At 62.3% G+C, this 20,080-nt stretch carries 5 protein-coding genes (1 of these 5 running past the window's edge); all 5 read right to left on the bottom strand.

Annotated features, from left to right (window positions below):
* Window positions 1-300 precede the first annotated feature (300 nt).
* Entirely contained in the window at window positions 301-582 is a 282-nt protein-coding gene (locus CKW14_RS03565) for a DUF6124 family protein (protein WP_320413091.1), read from the bottom strand.
* 59 nt (window positions 583-641) lie between these two features.
* Window positions 642-1,007 (bottom strand): DUF6124 family protein, encoded by a 366-nt coding sequence (locus CKW14_RS03560; RefSeq protein WP_095047882.1) that lies wholly within the window; start codon window positions 1,005-1,007, stop codon window positions 642-644.
* 677 nt (window positions 1,008-1,684) lie between these two features.
* Window positions 1,685-3,643, bottom strand: a complete 1,959-nt coding sequence (locus CKW14_RS03555; RefSeq protein ID WP_095124694.1) for a MacB family efflux pump subunit — start codon at window positions 3,641-3,643, stop codon at window positions 1,685-1,687.
* 2 nt (window positions 3,644-3,645) lie between these two features.
* Complete coding sequence (gene macA / locus CKW14_RS03550) at window positions 3,646-4,794, bottom strand: macrolide transporter subunit MacA (protein WP_095124693.1); 1,149 nt, start codon at window positions 4,792-4,794, stop codon at window positions 3,646-3,648.
* 66 nt (window positions 4,795-4,860) lie between these two features.
* Window positions 4,861-20,080, bottom strand: partial view of a non-ribosomal peptide synthase/polyketide synthase gene (locus tag CKW14_RS03545; protein ID WP_095124692.1) — the 3' portion only. Its footprint extends 2,624 nt past the window's final position; 15,220 of the gene's 17,844 nt are visible here — the last part of the coding sequence; the start codon falls outside the window, past its right edge — the gene reads right to left on this strand; its stop codon occupies window positions 4,861-4,863.

Raw genomic sequence — 20,080 nt, 5'->3', positions numbered from 1 at the left:
CCATTATTACAATCGGATCAGGCTGCACAGTCACAATGGCTACCGAACTCCGGTGGACATGGAGGCCCTGGCGGCATGAAAAAGGGTAAAACCCTATAACCGTGTCCAGTATCGTTTGACCAGATCACCCCCAGCCCTCTCACCCCAAGGGGGGCGAGGGGGAAAGGGAGCCGATCTCGGTTGAGTTCGAAACTGAGTTCGACTTGGGAGCCGTTTCAAAACCTGAGTTCGACGCGATATTTCAGGTCGGCGTAGCTCGAAAGAACATCTCGGTCAGTCCCCTCTCCCTCTGGGAGAGGGTTAGGGTGAGGGCACTCCCGCGACGTGCTCCAATGCCTGATTCACCGCCAACTCCCCCAACATCACCACTTGCGCAATACCCAACAAGGTCTGGCGATGCGGCCCCTCCAGCATCCCGGCAAAATCACACAACATGACCGAGGCCGAAGCCAGCGATTCACAGGCGTTTGCCAGCAGGGATTCGGTATCGGTTTGCGGGTTGACCCGGAACATAGCGTTGGGCGTATAGGGCGTGGCCATGATGTTGGCTGCAGTAACCGGCGGATCGGATGTCTTGGACATAAGCTCAAACTCCTTCTGCGCAGCGAGGGAGCAGGCTCCCTCGCGCGGCAGTTTCGCAATTAGTTGGGCAAGCGCTGATTGTCGAGGACGCGACTCACCACCAATTCACTCAACATGATCACCTGCTGCAGGATCAGCATTTTCTTGCGGTGAGGGCTGTCGATCGAGTCGGCAAGGTCGCGGGCCATGTCACTGGCCGAGGACAGCGATTCATAGGCTTCAACGAGCAGGGTTTCGTCGTCGACGGTGGGGTCGATCAGGTAGATCTTGCCGGTTTTGCGGGTGGGTTTTGAGGTTTTGAGCGCGGAAGGATTGAGGTAGAAATTGATCGCCCGTTCTGTGGCCTCTTTGATGTTTTGAGGTTCCAGTGCGGCGTCGTAGGGGATCGGGTCGGTGTCCGGAGGGTTCGGCGTAACTTTGAACATATTCATCTAATTCCTGAAATAGGGCCGCGACCGTTCTCTACTAAAAGAAGGGTGGCGGCTGTGCACAGGTTAGTAGACCGGTGGAATTAGCAAGACCGGCGCGCCCGAGGGCGCCCTGCGCACAACCACCATTGAGTGCAGGCAGAGACGCCCCTGACTAAATGGAACTCATGCACTTACTAATACCAATCGGGCTACTAAACCCGACCACTGATAGGCAGTGGCAGGGAAACGATAGAGCCCATGGGATAAGCGCACAAGCCGGCGGATTCTGGCGTACGCGTAGGTAACGACGCAAGGTGTTGTAGGCGGTATGACGTAACGGTTCGTGTAATTTAAACGGGCTCACGGTGTTGTGTTTATTGATGGAAATTCTGGATGGCGGTGGTTCGAGGTTTTGCGGTGTGTCAGTGGGATTTACCCCCTCACCCCAGCCCTCTCCCCCAGGGGGGGGCGAGGGGGAAAGGGAGCCGATCTTTGTGCTGTTCAAAACCTGAGTTTGGCTCGGTATCCCACGTCGGTGTACCTCGAAAGAACACCGAGATCAGTCCCCTCTCCCTCTGGGAGAGGGTTAGGGTGAGGGCAATCCCGCGACGTGCTCCAAAGCCTGATTCACCGGTAATTCCCCCAACATCACGACCTGTGCAATGCCCAGCAGGTTTGATGAGGGTCAGCCCTTAATCCCGCGCCAACGCCTCAATCGGATCAAGCCGCGAAGCATTCCGCGCCGGCACAAAGCCAAAAACAATCCCGATCAACGTCGAACACACCACCGCCGTCAACACCGACCCCAGCGAGAACACCATCTCCCACTCCTTGATAAACACCGAAAACAAATGCCCGATGGCATACGACAAGGAAATGCCAATCGCCCCGCCCAACAAACAGACCATCACCGCCTCCACCAGAAACTGCTGACGAATGTCCGACTGCCGCGCCCCCACCGCCATCCGAATACCGATCTCGCGGGTCCGTTCGGTCACCGACACCAGCATGATGTTCATCACCCCGATACCGCCGACCACCAGGGAAATCACCGCAATCAGCGACAGCAGCAACGCCAGTGAGCGGCTGGTTTTCTGCACGGTCTGCAAGACGCTGTCGAGGTTGTTGGTGAAGAAATCCTTGGTGCCGTGGCGTTGCAGCAGCAGTTGGGTGACGTGTTCTTCCACCACTTTGCTCGGCTGGCCGTCCTTCATGCGCACGCTGATGCTGTCCAGATAACGCTGGCCCAACACCCGCCCGGCGGCGGTTTCGTAGGGCACCCAGACGTTGAGGGTCTTGCCCGAGGCAAACAGGCTTTTATCCTGCGCGGCCACGCCGATCACTGTGCACGGCAGGTTGCCGATCAAAATCACCTGGCCTAACGGGTCAACATCCTGCCCGAACAGACGCTGCCGGGTGTTGTGATCGATAACCACCACCTGCGCCTGCCGCCGCGCATCGCTTTCGCTGAACGGGATGCCGGCGGCCATTTTGATCCCGCGCACTTTGAAGTACTGATCGCTGACGCCGTTGACCTGCGCATCCAGATCGATATTGCGATAACGCAACAACAGACTGCGGCCAATCATCGGCGTGGCGCTGTCGACGTAGTACAACTGATTCAGCGCGGTGACGTCGGCCGGCGTCAGGGTTTCAATGGCGGCGGCACGTTTGTCGCCATAACTGCTGCCGGGATAGACATCGATGGTATTGCTGCCAATCGCCGCAATGTCCTTGAGCACGTAGTTCTTCGCGCCCTCCCCGACCGCCGAAATCGACACTACGGAAGTGATGCCAATGACGATGCCGAGCATGGTCAGTAAGGTGCGCATGCGATGGGAAATCAAAGCCACCCAGGCCATGGCGAACGCTTCTTTGAATAGCCCGAGACTGGCGACCAGGCGACGCGAAGCGGTGGCTTTCGGTGCCACCGGTTCTTCGCTGAGCAGGTGCGTGGTATCGCGTTCATTGCTGCGGTCGCTGAGGATTTCGCCGTCGCTGACTTCGATGATGCGCTCGGCATTGGCCGCCACTTTCGGGTCGTGAGTGACCAGAATCACCGTGTGCCCCGCCGCGTGCAGCTCCAGCAGGATGCGCATGACCTCCTTGCCGCTGGCCGTGTCGAGGGCGCCGGTCGGTTCGTCGGCGAGGATCACTTCGCCGCCGTTCATCAAGGCGCGGGCGATACTCACTCGCTGTTGCTGACCGCCGGAGAGCTGGCTCGGCCGATGCGTCAAATGGCCTTCCAGACCCAGTCGCGCCAACAACTCACGGGCACGGGCATGGCGTTGAAGCTGTGGCGTACCGGCGTAAATCGCCGGCATCTCGACGTTGTGCATTGCGCTCAAATGCGGCAGCAAGTGGTAACGCTGGAAGATGAAACCAAAGTAGTCGCGGCGCAGCTCGGCCAGGGCCTGATTGTCCAGATCGCGGGTTTCCTGGCCGTTGATCCTGTAGCTGCCGGCGGTGGCGTAATCAAGGCAACCGAGGATGTTCATCAGCGTCGATTTGCCAGAACCCGAGGCGCCGATAATCGCGACCATTTCCCCGGCATTGATCGTCAGGTTGATGTTCTTCAACGCCAGAAATTCACGGTCACCGGCGGTGAAACTGCGGGTGATGCCGGTCAGCTGTAGCAGTGGCTCAGTCATGCTCAGGCCCCCGCCACATTGTTCACCGGATCACCGATCACCACGCGGTCGCCTTCTGCCAGACCGGCGTTGATCTGCACTTTGACGTTGTTGTTGATCCCGGTCTGCACATTGCGCGACTGCGCGTGGCCCTTGGCGTCGAGTACGCGTACCGGAAAACTGCCATCGGCATTGCGCGGGCCGAGCGCCGCCACCGGCACGGTCAGCACCGACTTGGCGGTGTCGAGGATAATGCGCACCTGCGCGGTCATCGAGATGCGCAGGCGATGATCGGGATTGGGCACCTCGAACAACGCGTTGTAGAACACCGCGCTGCTTTGCTTAGGCGTGCCGGCGGGCGGTGTTTCAAGAAAGTTCTGCGGCGCCGGGTCCGTGCCGCGCAGTTTCGCGTAGTAGCGTTTGTCCTCGCCGAGAATGGTGAAATACACCTCTTGCCCCGGGGCGATGTGAATCACGTCGGCTTCGGACACCTGCGCCTTGACCGTCATGGTGTCCAGATCCGCCAGTTTCAGCAGGACCGGTGCCAATTGGCTGGCGATCACGGTCTGGCCTTCCTGTGTCACCACGCCGACTACATCGCCATCAATCGGCGCAACAATCCGTGTGTAGGCCAGATTGACCTTGGCCGTGTCGATCTGGATGTGCGCGCTTTTGATCTGCGCATCCAGCGACATCAGATTGGCCTGTTGCACCTGATAATCCGACTCGGCGGTTTCGAAGTCCTGGCGCGAGATCGACGCGTCGTCCTGCAAGTTCTTGTAGCGCTCGTAAATCGCTTTGGTCTGCCTGAGCTGAGCCTGGGTCGCGCGTTTTTGCGCTTGCAGGTTTTCTTCATCAACCTGGGCCTGGCGCAAAGTGTTCTGCAACACCAGCGGATCGATTTCTGCCAGCCACTGCCCTTTCTTCACCTTGTCGCCAACCTTGACCTTGAGCGACTTCAATTGCCCCGACACTTGCGCGCCGACGTCCACTTGCTTGATGCCTTCGAGCAACCCGGTGGCGAGCACCGCGTTTTCAATGTCACTGCGTTCCACCGGCGCGGTCAGGTACTGCGGCGCCTCGGCCGGTGCCTGCACCGCGTAGAACGCCAATCCCGCCACTGCCACTAACGCCAAACCCATACCGACTTTGCGCAACTTCGACTTTTCCATAAATGACCACAAGTCCGTTCAGGGGTGAACCCGGCCAGCGGCCGGGCTCTGGTAGATAAACAACAATCAGGAAACCACTTGGCCGGCCGGCACTTTCAGGCCGTCATGCCACCACGCCGCGAGACTGAAAACGTTGGGCGCCTTGAGAATCGTGAAGTGGTTGCCCGGCCCGTACCACACCGCCAGATCCGTCACCTGGCGTTGCCAGCCTTCAACCATCGCCGCTTGCTCGCGCTGATTGCCCCACGCATCCAGCGTCGGGTCATCGACCAGCGCCAGCCGCACCGGCCCGGTGTAGGCCAACTGCGGTTGATAGACCGTGCGCAAGGCTGTGGCGAAGGTGCGGACCGGGCCGTGCATGGCCTGCGCTGACGAACGCGCAGACAACACACCGGCGCGCACCATGCCCTCGTGCAACAGGCGCATTTGCGTGGTGTCGTCAGCCTCGGCGAACGCCAGCGGGTCGATGCCCAACGACTTGCCGCTGGACAGTTGCAGCGTCTCGATCAAGCGTTCCAGTGCGGCAGTCGTGGTGTACGGTTTGCCCGCCGTACCGTTGCCGCCGGGCGATTCGCTGTCGATCAGGGTTAATGACGCCACCTCACGCCCCGCCGCCTGCAACTGCGCGGCCATGGCATGCGCGACCCACCCGCCGAAGGAATGGCCGATCAGGTGCACCGCACCTTGCGGATACAACTGCTCGACAGCTTGCAGATAGCACTTCGCTGCCGCTTCAACCTGGCTGTGCGGCACGCCGCTGCCATCGAGCCCACGCGGTTGCAGGCCGATGATCGGCCACTCCGGGCCCAAGGCCTCGGTCAGGTGAATGAACCCGGTGACACTGTCGCCCGCCCCCGGCACGCAGAAGATCGGCGCATGCCCGGCGTGCCCGCTCTGAATGGTCAATAGCGGCTGATAGGCCTCTGGCTCCGGAGCCTGCGCAGCGGCCATAGCCTGACTCAAGGCCTGGCCGAGCGCCTGAATATCCGGAGCTTTCATCATGCTGCGGTGATCACCCGGGACATCGATGCAGCGCAGCAAACTTGTACTGATCTTGTTTTCCCAACCGCGGGTCGGACTCGGCTGCGACTGCCCCGGCATCAGTGCCTGAGCGCGGAACAAGTGCACCGGCTGACTGGCCGGGCTGACCCGGTAATGCGCCAGCGCCAGGCCATGAGCGGCCTCACGATCGAAGTAACTCCAGGCATCCGCTGCACTCAGTGCGGCCAGTTCCGGGTCAGGCAATTGCTGTTCGCAGCAGCGCTGGAACAGCTCATCGAACGCAATGCGTTCGACTTCAGCCTCCAGCCGCTCGACCTCAGCCAACGCTGGCAGCCCTTCTGCACCGCGCATCTGCGAACGCGCGCGGCAGTGCTCCAGCAACTGATGCTTGTCGCGATGCGCGCCGCTCCAGCGGGTTTTATCCTGACTGGCCGGATGCGGCGCGTAGGTATCGAGCAGACCGACAAACGCCACCGCCTCATCGAGGCCAAGCAACTGCTGAGCGATTTCATACGCCAGCAAGCCGCCAAACGACCACCCGGCCAGACGATACGGCCCATGCGGTTGTACCGCCCGGATAATCCCGACCATCCGCGTGGCCATGCACTCAAGCGTGCGCAGCTGCGGCTGCCCCAACGGCACACCGGGCAAACCGTAAATCGGAAACTGCCCCTTGATGTGCATCGCCAATGCCGGGAAATACACCTCCCTGCCGCTGAACTCATGGATCAGGAACAGCGCATCGCCGCCCTCGCCCGGCCGTACCACGACCAGGCCATCCGGCTGTTCGGGCACCGTGTTGCGCTGACAGAGCAGCGCGGCCAGCGACTCGACACTCGGACGCTGGAACAGCTCCGCCAGCGTCACCTGTTGCCCCGCACGCTGCAGCAGGTTGACCAGACGAATCGCCAGCAGCGAATGCCCGCCTAATTCGAAGAAGTTGTCGTGGCGTCCGACCTGCTCGACATTCAGCACCTCAGCCCAGACCCGCGCCAACACGGTTTCGACCTCGCCTTCAGGTGCTTCGTAATGTCGGCTGAGTACCGCGTCGAGGCCCGGCGCCGGCAGCGCCTGACGGTCGATCTTGCCGTTGGGACTCAGCGGCAAAACGTCGAGCGCAACAAACGCACCCGGCACCATGTACTCGGGTAACTGCTCAAGAATGAACGCGCGCAGCGTGTCGATAGCCGGTGCAGCACTGCCCTCGCGCAAAGTGAAATACGCGACCAGTCGTTCGTCGCGCATCAGCACGACCACCTCGCGCACACCCGGGTGCTGGATCAACCGCGCTTCGATTTCACCGAGTTCCAGGCGCAAACCATGCAGCTTGACCTGGAAATCATTGCGCCCGATGAATTCGAGGTTACCGTCCGCGCGGTAACGCACCAGATCGCCGGTGCGGTACAAGCGGTCACCGGGCACAAACGGACTGTCGATAAAGCGCTCGGCCTGCATCTGTGGCAGTCCCATATACCCTCGCGCCACGCCGATACCGCCGATGTGCAACTGGCCAATAACACCGAGCGGTACCGCTTGGTCATGCGCATCGAGCACGTACAAACGGGTGTTACAGATGGCCTTGCCAATCGGCAATTCGGTGGATGGCACGGGCATGTGCGGTTCCAGTGTCCACGCTGTGCTGTCGACCGTGGCTTCGGTCGGGCCATACACGTTATGCAGGCGCACCCACGGCAGTTGCTGGCGCACTTCGCGGGCCAGGGCCGCCGTGAGTTCGCCGCCACCGCAGAACACATCGGTGAGGCTGGTGCATTCACTGACGTCTTGCAGCTCGAGAAATTGCTGCAACAGCGCCGGCACGAACTTGACCACCGTGACCCGCTGTTGACGAATCACTTGCGCCAGATACGCCGGTTCCCGATGGCCGCCCGGCCGTGCCAGCACCAGACGCACACCGGCCGTCAGTGGCCAGAAGAATTCCCACACCGAACCATCGAAACTGAATGGGGCTTTCTGCAACAACGCGCCCTCTGGAGCTGGCGGGCAAATCTGCGAGCCCCAATGCACCAGATTGCACAAGCCACGATGTTCGAGCATCACGCCTTTTGGTGTGCCGGTCGAACCTGAGGTGTAGATCATGTACGCCAGGTTCGAAGGACTCAGGCATGGCACTTGCGGATTGCTTTCCGACTGGTCGTGCCAGGTGCATTGGTCAAGGTCGATCAGCATTGCCCCAGCCTCGGCAAACAGCGATCGCGTGGCCGTCTGCACCAGCACCGCCACCGGCGCGCAGTCCCTGAGCATAAAGTCCAGGCGCTCCGCCGGATAAGCCGGATCCAGCGGCACGTACGCGCCACCGGCCTTGAGAATGCCGAGCAACCCCACCACCAGATCGAGCCCCCGCTCGACGCACAGCGCCACCCGCGCATCCGGCCCAACGCCTTGCTCACGCAGGTGATGCGCGAGGCGGTTGGCACGCGCATTCAGCGCGCGATAGGTCAGGCTGTGTTCGCCCGACTGCACGGCGATGGCGTCCGGCTGACGCCGCACCTGTGCTTCGAACAGGCTCTGCACCGGTTGCTCGACCGGGCAATCAAGCGCCGTCGCGTTGAAGTCGCCGAGCAGGCGTCGCTGCTCATCCTCGGCAAGCAACTCGACTTGCGCCAAAACCGCCTGATCATCACTGACCAGCGCCGCCAGCAAGCGCTGGAGGTAACCGACAAAACGCTGCACGGTCGACTCATCGAACAGCGCGATGGCGTAGCGCAGCGAGCCACGCACCCCGTGCTGGCTTTCGCCCAGACTCAGCGACAGGTCGAACTTCACAAAGTGATTTTCCCCGGCCAGACCTTCCAGCGTCAGCTCGCCGAGTGCCAAGGCTGGCGCCACGCTGCTGTCCCAGCTCAGCAAAGTCTGGAACAACGGTGTGTGGGAAAGGCTGCGCAGCGGCCGGGTGATTTCCACCACGTGTTCAAACGGCAGATCCTGATGCGCCTGCGCGGCCAGCGTCTGCGCTTTGACCCGCGCCAACAACGCTGCCCCCGTCAGATCGCCCGAGGTATCGATGCGCAGCGCCAGGGTGTTGACGAACATGCCGATCAACCCTTCGATTTCGGCGCGGGTACGGTTGGCGACGGGCGAGCCGATAACCACATCGGACTGCCCGGACAGACGCGTAAGCAGCATCGCCCAGGCGCTCATGATCACCATGTACGGCGTCACGCTGTGGCGCTGACACAACGCCTTGAGACCGGCGCTGGTCTGCGCGTCCAGTACGATCTCGACACTGCCGCCGCGGTGATCCTGTTGCGCCGGCCGTGGTCGGTCAGTCGGCAGGCTCAACAATGCCGGGGCGCCGGCCAGAGTCTGCTGCCAGTAATCACTCTGGCGCTGCAACACCTCGCCGCTCAGCCAGCGCCGTTGCCATACCGCGTAATCCGCGTATTGCAGGGCCAGCGGCGGCAGCGGATCGGCCTCGCCGTGGCTGAACGCCTGATACAGCGCCATCAACTCATGGGTCAGCACGCCCATCGACCAACCGTCGGAGATGATGTGGTGCATCGTCAGCAACAGCACATGGTGCTCATCGGCCAACTGCACCAGCCGTCCACGGATCAATGGATCGTCCTGCAAATTGAATGGTCCGCGCGCTTCCGTATCGAGCAATGTGCGCAAGGCCTCCTCGGTCTGCGGCTGTTGTCGCCAGTCTTCCACAATCAGCGGCAGACCACTGTCGACCGGGGCAATCAGCACCTGTGCTTCGTCGTTCAGTTGGGTGAACCGACTGCGCAGGGTTTCGTGACGAGCGACGATTCGCGCCAATGCCCGTTGCAGTGCCACGGCGTCGAGTCGGCCACGCAGGTGCAAGCCCAGAGGAATGTTGTAGGCGGTGTTGCCGCCATCCATTTGCGCGAGGAACCACAAGCGTTGCTGGGCGAACGACAACGGCAGTGCCTGATCGCGCGGTGCCGGCAGAATCGGCGGCAAGCTGCTGCGTTCGGCCTGACTCAACACTTCGGCGACCGCCGCCAGTTCCGGGTTGGCAAACAGATCGGCCAGCGCCAGCTCCACGCCCAATTGCTGGCGCACCTGGGAGAGCATGCGCATGGCCAGCAATGAATGGCCGCCGAGCTCGAAGAAGTTGTCATAGCGACCGACCTGCCCGACCTGCAACACCTCGGCCCAGACCTGCGCCAGGCTTGCTTCCAGTGGATTGGCCGGTGCCTCGTAGGCCCGACTGAGCAGTGCCTCCTGCGTCGGTGCCGGCAGCGCCTTGCGATCGACCTTGCCGTTGTTGTTCAACGGCAATACATCGAGTTGCACCCACGCGGTGGGCACCATGTATTCCGGCAGTCGCGCGTGCATTTGCGCGTGCAGTTCAGCGCTGTCCAAGTGCTCATCGTGCGCCGTGTAGTACGCCACCAGACGCGGGGAGTCCTGTCCGTCGCGGCGCGCCAGCACCACCGCTTCCTTGATCCCCGGGCAATTCAGCAGGCGGTTTTCGATTTCTCCCAGTTCGATGCGGAAACCGCGAATCTTCACCTGATCGTCGTTGCGCCCGATGCAATCGAGTTGCCCCGGCGCCAGCCAGCGCGCGAGGTCGCCGGTGCGATAGAGCAACGCGCCCGGCATTTCGCTGAACGGATCGCAGAGGAATTTCTCGGCAGTCAGATCCGCCCGGTTCAGATACCCCAGCGCCACGCCCTGCCCGCCGATGTACAGCTCGCCGGTGACGCCCATCGGCACCGGCTGCTGATACGCATCGAGCACGTAAACCTGCGTGTTAGCAATCGGCCCGCCAATCGGCACGCTCTCGGCGTTTTCTGCCACTTCGCGCACTTCAAAGGTTGTGGCGTAGGTGGTGGTTTCAGTCGGGCCGTAGCAATGCACGATGCGCAGTGTTGGCGCCTCGGCCAACAGGCGACGAAACGCCGCCGGATCGCCCCGCTCACCGCCGCACAGCAGAATCCGCAGGCCCTTGAGCGCCTGCGGAATCAGTTGCACGTATTGATTGAACAGCGCGGTGGTGACGAACAGGATCGTTGCGCCACTGCTGCTCAGTTCACGGCCGAAGGCATGCGGATCGAGCAAGGTTTGATGGTCGATGATCACCACGCGACCGCCATTGAGCAGCGGCCCCCAGATGTCCATGGTGCTCGCATCGAACGCCGGGTTCGAGGCGAAGACCACACGATCCTGCGCATTGAAATCGGCGTAACCGTTGTTGAGCACCAAGCGGCCGATGCCCCGGTGCGGCACCATCACTCCTTTCGGCGTGCCGGTGGAGCCGGAGGTATACATGATGTACGCCAACGACTCGGATGACTGCAGCAGGTTCGGGTTATGCGTCGGCTGGCCGTTGAGGGTCAGCTTGTCGAGGTCGATACGCGGCGCGGCGTAGTCGATGACTTCGTCGCTCAAGGTCAACAACGCCACCGCGCGGCAATCCTCGACCATGAACGCCTGGCGCTCGCTCGGTGCATTGATGTCCAGCGGCACATAAGCGGCCGCGCATTTGGCAATGGCCAGTTGCGCGACCAGCAACTCCAGCGAACGCGGCAGCAGGATCGCCACGTGATCGCCCGGCTGCACGCCGTGCGCGATCAGGTGATGGGCCAGGCGGTTGGCTTGCGCGTTGAGTTCAAAGTAGCTCAGCGAATGCGCACCATGCACGGCCGCCACAGCTTTGGGATGCGCGGCTGCCTGCTGTTGGAAAACCCCGTGTACGGTCAGTGTTTGCGGGTAGCCACGCGCCGTGGCGTTGAAGTCGTACAGCAAGCGCTGGCGCTCATCATTTGCCAGCAATGGCACACGTTCCAGCACCGTTTGATCATCGGCAATCATCGCTTCGAGCAGACGTTCGAAGTAGCCGATGTACCGCTTGATCGTCAGCGCATCGAACAGCGCCGTGGCGTAGTTCAGCGTGCCGCGAAGCACTCCGTTGACCTCGCCCAGTGTCAGCGTCAGGTCAAACTTGGCGACATTGCCGGTCCCGGCAACACCCTCCAGCGTCAGCTCGCCCAAGGCCAGTTGCGGGCCAACGCTGCCGTCCCAGCTTAACGTGCTCTGGAACAACGGGCTGTGCGCCAGGCTGCGCACCGGGCGGGCGATTTCCACCACTTGCTCGAACGGCAGATCCTGATGCGCCTGCGCTTCCAGTGTCCGCGCCTTGACCTGTGCCAGCAGCGCTTCGACGCTGGGCGCGCCCGAGGTGTCGATGCGCACGGCGAGCGTATTGACGAACATACCGATCAGGCCTTCGGTTTCAGCGCGGCTGCGGTTGGCCACCGGCGCGCCGATCACCACATCGGATTGCCCGGACAGCCGACTCATCAGCAACGCCCAGGCACTCATCAGGGTCATGAACAGGGTCGCGCCATGACGCTGGCTCAGCGCTTTGAGGCCAGTACTCAGGCGCTCGTCCAGCAACACTTCGACGTTGCCGCCGGTGTAATCCTGCTGCGCCGGTCGCGGGCGATCGGTGGGCAGCGTCAACAAGGCCGGCGCACCGTCGAGGGTCTGCTGCCAATATTGGCTTTGCTGCTGCAGCACTTCACCGCTGAGCCAGCGCCGTTGCCATAGGGCGTAGTCGCCGTATTGCAGCGTCAGTGCTGGCAGCGGATCCGGTTGGCCTTGGCTGAACGCCTGATACAACGCCATCAACTCGCCGGTCAGCACGCCCATCGACCAGCCGTCGGCAACGATGTGATGCACGGTCAACAGCAGCACATGATGATCGTCAGCCAGACGCACCAACCGTCCACGAATCAACGAATCGTTCTGCAAATCAAACGTTGTCGAGGCTTCCTGCGCCAGCAATATTTGCAAGGTGTGCTCGGCCTGCGGCTGTTGGCGCAGATCTTCTACGCGCAGCAGCAAACCGTTATCGACCGGGGCAATCGACACCTGCGCGCTGTCGTCGAGGCGGATGAAACGGCTGCGCAGGGTTTCGTGGCGGGCGACGATCCGCGCCAGCGCCGATTGCAGGGCATCGACGTCGAGGTGACCGCGCAGGCGCAAGCCGAGAGGAATGTTGTACGCCGAGTTGCCACCCGCCATTTGCGCAAGAAACCACAGGCGTTGTTGGGCGAAGGACATCGGCAGCGCCTGATCACGCGGTGCCGGCAAGATCTCCGGTAACGCGCTGCGCCCGGCGCGGTTCAATACTGCAGCGATTGCGCTCAATTGCGCATCGGCAAACAGATCACTCAGCGCCAGTTCGACGCCGAGGCGCTGACGGATCAGCGAGACCATGCGCATCGCCAACAGCGAATGACCGCCCAGTTCGAAGAAGTGATCGTGACGGCCGACCTGCCCGACTTGCAGCACTTCGGACCAGATCTGCGCCAGCGCGGTTTCCAGTTCACCTTGCGGTGCCACGTATTCGCGGGTCGGCAGCGCGGCCAGATCCGGTTTCGGCAATGCCTTGCGGTCGACCTTGCCATTGGCGGTCAGCGGCAAAACCTCGAGCCGGACAAACGCTGCCGGCACCATGTAGTCCGGCAACTGCGTCAGCAGATGCTCGCGCAACTCGCCCACTGCCAGTGGCTCGGCCCCCGCCTGTTCGGTGAAATAGGCCACCAGTCGCGGCTGGCCGGGTTGGTCCTCGCGGGCCAGCAACACCGCTTCGTTAATACCAGGGAGCTGATTGAGGCGAGTCTCGATTTCGCCCAATTCAATGCGCATTCCACGGATTTTCACCTGGTCGTCGTTACGCCCCAAGTAGTCGAGCGAGCCGTCTTCGCGCCAACGGGCAAGGTCACCGGTGCGGTACATGCGCGCATTCGGCAAGGGGCTGAACGGGTCGCGCAAGAAGCGCTCGGCAGTCAGGTCGGCGCGATTCAGATAACCCCGGGCCACGCCCGCGCCACCGACGTACAACTCGCCCATGACGCCCATTGGCACTGGCCGTTGCTGCTCGTCGAGCAAATAAACCGCCGCGTTCGCCACCGGTTTACCGATGTGCAACGCCGCGCCAACGTCGATACGCCCGGAGGTCGCGACCACGGTGGCCTCGGTCGGGCCGTAGTTGTTGATCACGGCGAAGCGCTGCTGACGGCTGAACTGGCGCAAGCGATCGCCACCGATCAGCAAGGTGCGCAAGGTCGGATGATCGAGGTTCTGACTGAACGCATATTCGGCGACCGGTGTTGGCAAAAAGCTCACGTCCAGCGGCTGCGCACGCCACCAGTCGAGCAACCCATCGATGTCTTCAGCGCCATCATGGGATGGGGCCAGGTGCAGGGTCGCGCCCGCGCACAGGGCCGGCCAGACTTCCCACGCCATCGCATCGAAACCGAATCCGGCAAGGCTTGAGGTGTGGCTGCCGGCGCGTAAATCGAACGCTTCACAGTGCCAGTCGACCAGATTGGACAACGGCTGATGTTCGACCATGACCCCTTTGGGCAGACCGGTCGAACCCGAGGTGTAGATCACGTACGCCAGATGCGTAGCGCTCAGGCCCGGCACCGCAGGGTTGTGCTGCGCCTGCGCCGGCCATGCGCACAGATCGACATCAATCACTGGCACGCTCAACAGCGGCAGTCTCTGGTGCAGATCGCTTTGCGTGAGCACCGCGACCGGTGCGCTGTCGCTCAGCAAATAACTGATCCGCTCGGCAGGATGCGCCGGATCGATCGGCACATAGCCGGCGCCGGCCTTGAGGATGGCGACCAGCCCGACCAATGTATCCAGGCCCCGGCGGGCGACGATGGCCACGCGGTCATCGGCTTTCACCCCGATGGCGATCAAGTGATGCGCCAAGGCATTGGCCTGGCGATTGAGCTGCAAGTAAGTCAGTGGCTGTCCGGCAAACACCGCTGCAATAGCCTGCGGACGCTCGGTGACCTGCGATTCGAAGCGCTGGGCAATCGTCAGCTCACGCGGGTAGTCAGCCTCGGTCGCATTGAAATCCACCAGCAACTGTTCGCGCTCAGCTGCCGGCAGGATCGACAACCGGTCAAAGCCCACGTGCGGCGTGTGCTCCAGTGCCTCCAGCAACGTCATCAACGCTCCCTGCATGTACCCGCAGATACGCTGCGCATCAATGCCGGCCCCGGCCAATACCTTCAGGCGGAAGTCTTCACCGAGATCATCAACGCTGAGAGTCAGGCGATAGTTGGTGTGTTCCTCGGCAGCGAGCAATTGCATGCCGTGCCACGCCGCTTGCACCTCAGCGGATATCGGCCCGACCGGGGCGCTGTGACGATAGTTGAGCAGCGTGCTGAACAGCGGCGTGCCCGCCGGCATGGCGCTGCATTGCTGCACCTGCGCCAGTTGCGCATGTTCATGGGCCAGCAACTGACTCAGGCGTTCGTGGGTCGCCAGTGCGGCGCCTTTGACGCTATGGGCGTTCAGCTCGATGCACAGCGGCAAGGTATTGATGAACACACCGAGTGCCCGCTCCGATCCTTCACCGCCCTGCAATCGCCCGAGCAACACCGTGCCAAACACCACGGTGTCGCGTCCGGACAATTGCCCCAGCACCTGTGCCCAGGCGAGGTGCATCAGGCTGGCGGCGCTGACCCCCAAACGCCGGGCCTGCTGACGGATGCTGTGGCTCAGCGCGTTTTCCAGGTCCAGTTGCGCCTCTTGTGCAGGGCCGTCGCTGGCCAGATTCTGCCCGTAAGGCAAGGTCGGCTCATCAACAGCGCCGAGCATCTCGCCGAAGAAACTGGCGTGCGCTTGCGCGGTCAGGCCGGAACGGGTGTGCGCCACGTAATTGCGGTACGGCACCGGTTCGCTCAGCAGCCCGTCGTTGCCCAGCAGAAACGCCTGCATCTCGTGCTGCAACACCTCCAGCGCCACGTGATCCATCACCAGGTGATGGAACAGCAGCAACGCCACCACCCGTTGATTGGCCTCATCGCGGCCGTGCACCACGCGCATCAGCGGCGCCTCGGTGACGGGCATGCGGTAGTTATCGATGGTGAAGCGTCTGCGCAACTGGCTCAGCGCATCGCCCGCTTCGGCGTCTAGCGGCAAGGCCTCGCAGCCCAGCGAAGCCTGACGCCAGACTACTTGCACCGGCTCTTCCAGCCCCTCCCAGAACAGCGACGTGCGCAGAATGTCATGGCGTTCGATTACCCGTTGCAGGGCATCAGTGAACACTTGCAAACGCTGTTCATCAGCGAAGGCAAACTGCGCCTGCAGCACATATGGATCGCCGTGCGCGGCCGACAGATGATGGAACAGGATGCCGGTTTGCAAAGGTGCCAGCGGGTAGATGTCCTGAACATTGCGCACACCGCCGGGGACGCTTGCAACGATACGGTCGATCGTCGCTTGGTCCAGCGCTACCAGCGGCAACAATTCGGGTGTGATGCGCGGGCAATCGGCCGCAATGAGGTTTGCCGGCACCGCCGCATCAGGTTCGCCGCCCACAGCCGCAGCGAGCGCGGCCAATGTCGGCTGGCCAAAGAGCACACGAATATCCGCCGACAGGCCGGCCCGACGCATGCGCGCAACCAGATTGACCGCCAGCAACGAGTGACCGCCCAGTTCGAAGAAATGATCGAAGCGCCCTACCCGCTCGACCTTCAGCAACTCGGCCCAAATCCCGGCAATCACGGTTTCGACTTCACCGATCGGGGCTTCGTATTCCCGGCTCAGCAGCGCAGTCTGGTCGGGAGCCGGCAAGGCCTGGCGATCCAGTTTGCCGTTGGGGCTCAGTGGCAAGGCCGGCAAATACACAAACACGGCAGGCACCATGTAGGCCGGCAGATGCTTGAGCAATTGGCTGCGTAGCTGATCTGTTTCGACGAGTTCGCCGCTGTAGTACGCGACCAGACGCTGATCGCCCGGCACGTCTTCACGGGCCAGCACGGCCGCTTCGCGGACACCGTCGACCTGCGCCAGATGCGCCTGAATCTCGCCCAGTTCGATGCGTAAACCACGGATTTTGACCTGATCGTCATTACGCCCCAGGTACTCGATATTGCCATCGGCCAGATACCGTGCGACGTCACCCGTGCGGTACAAACGTGCGCCGGGATGATCACTGAACGGATCGTCGAGGAAACGTTCGGCGGTCAGCTCAGGCCGATTCAGATAACCCCGCGCCACCTGCACGCCGCCCAGATACATCTCGCCGACCACACCCCATGGCGTCGGTTGTTGGTGAGTATCAAGGATGTACACGCGGGTATTGCACAGCGGTTTGCCAATCGGTGGCGCGCCTTGCGGTACCGGCGAATTCGCCTCCAGCGTCCATACGGTGCTGTCGACGGTGGCTTCGGTCGGGCCATAAACGTTGTGCAGGCGCACCTGCGGCAGACGTTCACGCACGCTGCGTACCAACGCGGCCGTCAGCGCACCGCCACCACAGAACACATCGGTAAGGCTGCTGCACTCGCCCACCTCTGCCACTTCAAGGAATTGCTGCAACAGCGCCGGCACAAACTGAACGACGTTGACCTGTTGCTCACGAATCAGTTGCACCAGCGCGGCTGGATCGCGGTGGTCGTCCGGGCCCGCGAGGATCAGACGCATACCGCAGCTCAACGGCCAGAACAGCTCCCACACCGAGGCGTCGAAACTCAGCGGGGTTTTCTGCAACAGCGCGGCGCCGGTAGAAAGCGGACACAGGCTGGCGCTCCAGTGCAGCAGATTGCCCAGGTTGCGGTGCTCGACCATCACGCCCTTCGGCGTGCCGGTGGAGCCGGAGGTGTAAATCACGTAGGCCAGGTTCGCGGCGCTCAGGCCTGGCACCTGCGGATTACTTTGCGCAAGGTCTTGCCAGGTGCAATGGTCGAAATCGACCAACACACCGGCCCACTCGCCGATCAGCGCACGCGTCGGCGCATGCACCAGCACCGCCACTGGTGCGCTGTCCTCAAGCATGTAGGCCAGACGCTCAGCAGGATACCCCGGGTCCAGCGGCACATAAGCGCCGCCGGCCTTGAGAATCGCCAACAGACCAACCAGCAATTGCGGCCCGCGCTCGACGCAGATCGCCACCCGCGAATCGCGGCCCACGCCGCACTGGCGCAGGTGATGGGCGAGCTGGTTGGCGCGACGGTTCAACTCGGCGTAACTCAAACGCAATTCACCGGCCACCACGGCATCCGCGTCTGGCGTGCGCAACACCTGCGTCTCGAAGCGAGCATGAACAGTCTGCTCAAGATCGTGGGTGACAGTGGTTGCGTTCAGATCGACCAGCAGATGCTGACGCTCATCGTCCGCCAACAACGTTACCTGCTCCAACACCGCTTGATCGTTGCTGACCATCGCCTGCAACAGGCGCTGGAAGTAGCCGACGTAACGTTGAATAGTCGACTCATCGAACAAGGCAACGGCGTACTCCAGCACACCGCGAATGCCGTCCGGCGCATCTGCCAGCGTCAGTGACAGATCAAATTTGGCAAAGTGGCTCGGTTCGGCAACGCTTTCCAGCGTCAGCTCGCCGAGACTCAGGCTGGCACCGTGGCCACTGTCCCAACTGAACATCGCTTGAAACAACGGGCTGTGCGCCATGCTGCGCGCAGGCTTGGTGATTTCCACCACTTGCTCGAAGGGTAGATCCTGATGCGCCTGCGCCTCCAGCGTTCGCGCCTTGACCCGCGCCAACAGCGCCTCGGTGCTCAACTCGCCCGAAGTATCGATACGCAGCGCCAGGGTGTTGACGAACATGCCGATCAGGCCTTCGATCTCGGCGCGGGTTCGGTTGGCCACCGGCGAACCGATGACCACTTCGGCTTGCCCGGACAAACGACTCAACAGGCTCGCCCATGCGCCGAGCATGAGCATGTACATCGTCACGCCGTGACGCTGGGCCAAAGCCTTGAGTCCGGCACTCAGGCGTTCGTCGAGCACCACCTCGACGGTGTTGCCGGCGTAATCCTGCTGCGCCGGGCGCACACGATCAGTCGGCAGCGTCAAAAGTGCCGGAGCGCCCGCCAGGGTCTGTTGCCAGTACTCACTCTGGCGCTGCAACACCTCACCACTGAGCCAGCGCCGCTGCCACACTGCGTAGTCGGTGTATTGCAGCGCCAGCGGCGGCAGTGGATCTGGTTGACCGTGGCTGAACGCCTGATAAAGCGCCATCAGTTCACGGGTCAGAACCCCCATCGACCAGCCATCGGAGATGATGTGGTGCAGGGTCAGCAGCAGCACATGATGATCGTCGGCCAGCCGCACCAGGCGTCCGCGAATCAGCGCATCGTCTTGTAAGTCAAACGGCCCCGAGGCCTCGCCCTGAATCAGCGCCGCCAAGGTCTGGTCGGCTTGCGGATGCTGGCGCAGGTCTTCAACGCGCAGCAGCAGACCGCTGTCGACCGGGGCGATCAGCACCTGCGCATGGTCATTGAACTGGGCGAAACGGCTGCGCAGGGTTTCGTGACGCGCAACGATACGCGCCAAGGCTTGTTGCAGCGCATGCTCATTCAGTTGCCCACGCAGGCGCAGGCCGATGGGAATGTTGTACGCGGTGTTGGCGCCTTCCATTTGTGCGAGAAACCACAAGCGTTGCTGGGCGAACGACAGCGGCAACGCGCCGTCACGAGCCACCGCGACAATCTCCGGTTGCGTGCTGCGCCCGGCTTGCGCCACCGCCTCGGCAACCGCTGCCAGTTCGGCGTTGGCAAACAGATCGCCCAGCGCCAGCTCGACACCAAGACGCTGGCGAACCTGGGACACCATGCGCATGGCCAACAGCGAGTGACCACCGAGTTCAAAAAAATGATCCTGACGCCCGACTCGCTCGACTTGCAGCACCTGCGCCCAGATCTGCGCCAAGGCGCTTTCCAGTTCGTTGTGCGGCGCCTCGTATTCGCGGGTGAACAGCGCCGCTCGCTCGGGTTTCGGCAGGGCCTTGCGGTCGACCTTGCCATTGGCGGTCAACGGCAGCGCGTCGAGTCTGACGAAGGCCACCGGCACCATGTACTCCGGTAACTGGGTCAACAGGTGCGCGCGCAACTCGGCCACGGCCAACGGTTCGACCTGGCTCTGCTCGGTGAAATACGCCACCAGTCGCGGTTGGCCCGGCTCATCTTCACGCGCCAGCAGTACGGCTTCCTGAATACCGGGCAACTGATTGAGGCGGGTTTCGATCTCCCCGAGTTCGATACGCACGCCACGGATTTTCACCTGATCGTCGTTACGCCCCAGGTACTCGATCGTGCCGTCCGCGCGCCAGCGTGCGAGATCGCCGGTGCGATACATGCGCGCATTCGACAAGGGGTGGAACGGGTCGTGGAGGAAGCGCTCGGCGCTCAGGTCGGCACGGTTCAAATAGCCGCGAGCGACCCCGGCACCGCCAACATACAACTCGCCCATGACGCCAATCGGCACCGGACGCTGCTGTTCATCGAGCAGATACACCGTGGCA

The organism is Pseudomonas sp. Irchel s3a12, from assembly GCF_900187485.1.
Classification (GTDB): domain Bacteria; phylum Pseudomonadota; class Gammaproteobacteria; order Pseudomonadales; family Pseudomonadaceae; genus Aquipseudomonas; species Aquipseudomonas neuropathica.
The sequence above is the reverse complement of the archived record's forward strand: the minus strand, read 5'-3'. Positions and strand labels throughout refer to the sequence as shown.